The organism is Dietzia sp. DQ11-38-2, assembly GCF_014145055.1.
Lineage (GTDB): Bacteria > Actinomycetota > Actinomycetes > Mycobacteriales > Mycobacteriaceae > Dietzia.
Genome location: NZ_JAALDW010000370.1, coordinates 1 through 3,170 on the forward strand (window position 1 = coordinate 1; position 3,170 = coordinate 3,170).

General features: G+C 71.7%; 3 protein-coding genes. All 3 read left to right on the forward strand.

All coding sequences use genetic code 11. From position 1 onward, the window contains the following. Positions 1 to 910: cyanophycin synthetase (locus tag G6026_RS12465; protein WP_241728065.1), on the forward strand; the 910-nt coding region annotated here is incomplete at its 5' end. A gap of 30 nt (positions 911 to 940) precedes the next feature. Then, a complete protein-coding gene (locus G6026_RS12470) occupies positions 941 to 1,756 on the forward strand; it encodes an FtsQ-type POTRA domain-containing protein (RefSeq protein ID WP_182613363.1) in 816 nt (271 codons plus the stop codon). Positions 1,757 to 1,938: 182 nt separating this feature from the next. Then, positions 1,939 to 3,120: a cell division protein FtsZ gene (gene ftsZ / locus G6026_RS12475; protein WP_182613364.1), complete on the forward strand. Its 1,182-nt coding sequence runs from the start codon at positions 1,939 to 1,941 to the stop codon at positions 3,118 to 3,120. Positions 3,121 to 3,170 lie beyond the last annotated feature (50 nt).

Consider the following 3,170-nt stretch of genomic DNA (forward strand, 5'->3'; position numbering starts at 1 on the left):
TGTGATCCTGACCAACGCGGAGCCCGACCACCTCGATCACTTCGGTACGGCGGAGGCGTACTTCGAGGTCTTCGACACGTTCCTCGCCCGGATCCCGGAGACCGGCGCCCTGGTCGTGTGTCTGGACGACGAGGGAGCGGTCGAGCGCGCCCGCCGCGCGGCGTCCGCGGGTGTCCGGGTGGTGGGGTACCGCACCGCGGGCGGCCCGGAGACCGACCTGCCAGTCACGGGGGAGCTCGCCGGGATCGACGTCGACTCGGGCGGGACCCGGGCCGTTCTCACGCTCGACGGCCGCCCGCGCGGGGACCTCCACGTGGGTACCCCGGGCCGCCACATGGCGCTCAACGCCCTCGCGGCCCTGCTCGCCGCCCGGGAGGTCGCGGGGGACGCCGGGATAGACGTCGAGGACTTCCTGGCCGGCCTGTCCGGCTTCGGGGGAGTGGGCCGACGCTTCGAGCCCAAGGGCACGGCGACCGTCCGCGGTGGTCGGGCGAGGGTCTTCGACGACTACGCGCACCATCCCACCGAGGTCAGGGCGGTGTTGAGCGCGGGGCGGGAGATCGTCTCCGCGGACGGCGGCCGTCTGATCGCCGTGTTCCAGCCCCACCTGTACTCCCGGACCCGCATCTTCGCCGAGGAGTTCGGGCGGGCCCTGTCCCTCGCCGACGAGGTGGTGGTGCTCGATGTGTACGGCGCGCGTGAGCAGCCCGAGCCGGGTGTCGACGGCGGACTCGTCGCCCGCCACGTCAGCTCCCCCGCCCACCACGTGCCCGACCTCGACACGGCCCTGGCCACGGTCTTCGAGGTCGTCCGGCCCGACGACGTGGTGTTCACCCTCGGGGCCGGGGACATCACGACGCTCGGCCCGAGGATCGTGGCCGGGCCCACGGGGAGCGGGACGGGGTCATGACGAGGGCCACCTCGTGAGGGGGACACCGCGGTGACCGATGAGCCACGCGAGGACGCGGTGGATCCGACGACGTCGGATGATCCCGACCGACGGCTCGCCGCGGCCGCCGTCCGTCGCTCCGACGAGCGGGTGCGCCACTCGGATCCCGCGGTCCGGGCCACCCTGCGCAGGCGGCGTCGCCGTACCAACCGCATCTACATCGGGCTCGGTGTGGCCCTGGTCGTCCTGCTGGTCGGGTACATCGCGATGTACTTCCTGCCGGTGTTCTCCGTCCGGCAGGTCCAGGTGACCGGGACCAGCACGATCCCGGTGGAGGCGGTGACCGAGCGGGCGGCGGTGTCCCCCGGTACCCCGTTGCTCCAGGTGGACACCCACGCGGTGGCGCGGCGTGTCGCGGGGATCCCCAGGGTCGACCAGGTCACGGTCACCCGCGACTACCCGTCGACCCTGCGGATCTCGCTCATCGAACGGACGGCCCTGGTCGTGGTCGAGGTCGACGGCGCACGGCATCTCGTCGACGGTCAGGGGATCGACTTCGGACAGGGTGACCCGCCTCCCGGCACGCCGGAACTCACCGTGGGGCAGGAGGCCCGCTCCGACCTGCCGGGGATCGTCCGTGACCTCTCGATCGTCTTCGCGGAGGTCCGGGGGACCGCGGGCCAGGAGATCGCGTCGGTCGACGTCGAGACGCCGGCGTCGATCGTGCTCACTCTCGTCGACGGCCGGATCGTCGAGTGGGGGGCCGCCGGCCGCGACCACGAGAAGGCGGTCGCGTTGCAGATGGTCCTCGAGCAGCCCGGCGAGATCTGGAACGTCTCCAATCCGGCACTGCCGGCGTCGCGGTAGACCGACACGCCCGCGAGCCTCGTGGACGGGCGGGGCCGGTGCCCCTACCGTGTGACCCGACGGCGGAAACCGCCTCTGACCAGCAACTTTAACCCTCAAGTAGAGGGTGAGGGTTGGGCGACAGTCTTTCGTCGAGACAGCATGCAACCGAGCACGACACCCCAAAGGAAGGCCGGGCCTCGATGAGCTCACCGCACAACTACCTCGCAGTCATCAAGGTCGTCGGAATCGGGGGCGGCGGTGTCAACGCCGTGAACAGGATGATCGACGAGGGCCTCAAGGGCGTCGAGTTCATCGCGGTGAACACCGATGCTCAGGCGCTCCTCATGTCCGACGCCGACGTCAAGCTCGACGTCGGTCGCGAACTCACCCGCGGCCTCGGTGCCGGGGCCGACCCGGAGGTCGGGCGCAAGGCGGCGGAGGACCACAAGGACGAGATCGAGGAGGTCCTCAAGGGTGCGGACATGGTCTTCGTCACGGCCGGGGAGGGCGGCGGTACCGGCACCGGTGGCGCGCCGGTCGTCGCGGCCATCGCGCGCAAGCTCGGCGCGCTCACCGTCGGCGTCGTCACCCGCCCGTTCTCCTTCGAGGGCAAGCGTCGCGGGGGACAGGCCGAGGCGGGGATCGAGGGCCTGCGCGAGGCCTGCGACACCCTTATCGTGATCCCCAACGACCGGCTGCTCCAGCTCGGGGACGCCGGCGTGTCCATGATGGAGGCCTTCAAGACCGCCGACGAGGTCCTCCTCAACGGCGTCCAGGGAATCACCGACCTCATCACCACCCCCGGCGTGATCAACGTCGACTTCGCCGACGTCAAGGGCGTCATGTCCGGGGCCGGCAGCGCGCTCATGGGGATCGGTTCCTCGCGGGGCGAGGGTCGGGCGTACAAGGCCGCCGAGGCCGCCATCAACTCGCCGCTGCTGGAGACGACGATGGAGGGCGCCAAGGGCGTACTCATGTCGATCGCCGGCGGCAGTGACCTGGGCCTGTTCGAGATCAACGAGGCCGCGACCCTCGTCCAGGAGGAGGCGCACCCCGACGCCAACATCATCTTCGGCACCGTCGTCGACGACTCCCTCGGCGACGAGGTGCGGGTGACCGTCATCGCCGCCGGGTTCGAGGGCGGCTCCCGGCAGACCTCCGGCTCGGGCCAGTCGCGGCGCGGCCGCCACCACCTCGACGACGAGGAGGTCCCGGGAGGGTCCGGAGAAACCGGTGGTGCCCCCGGGCTCGGATCGACCCCCCTCGACGGCGGGCGACGAGAGGAGCGCCGTGAGTCGGGTCAGGCCGGCGCGGGTTCCCAGGGATCGCGCCGCCGGGACGAGGACGACGACATCGACGTCCCCCCCTTCATGCGGCACTGACCGGGGTGGCCACCCACGGCCCCGGGCGCGTCCGCCGGATCGTCACCACC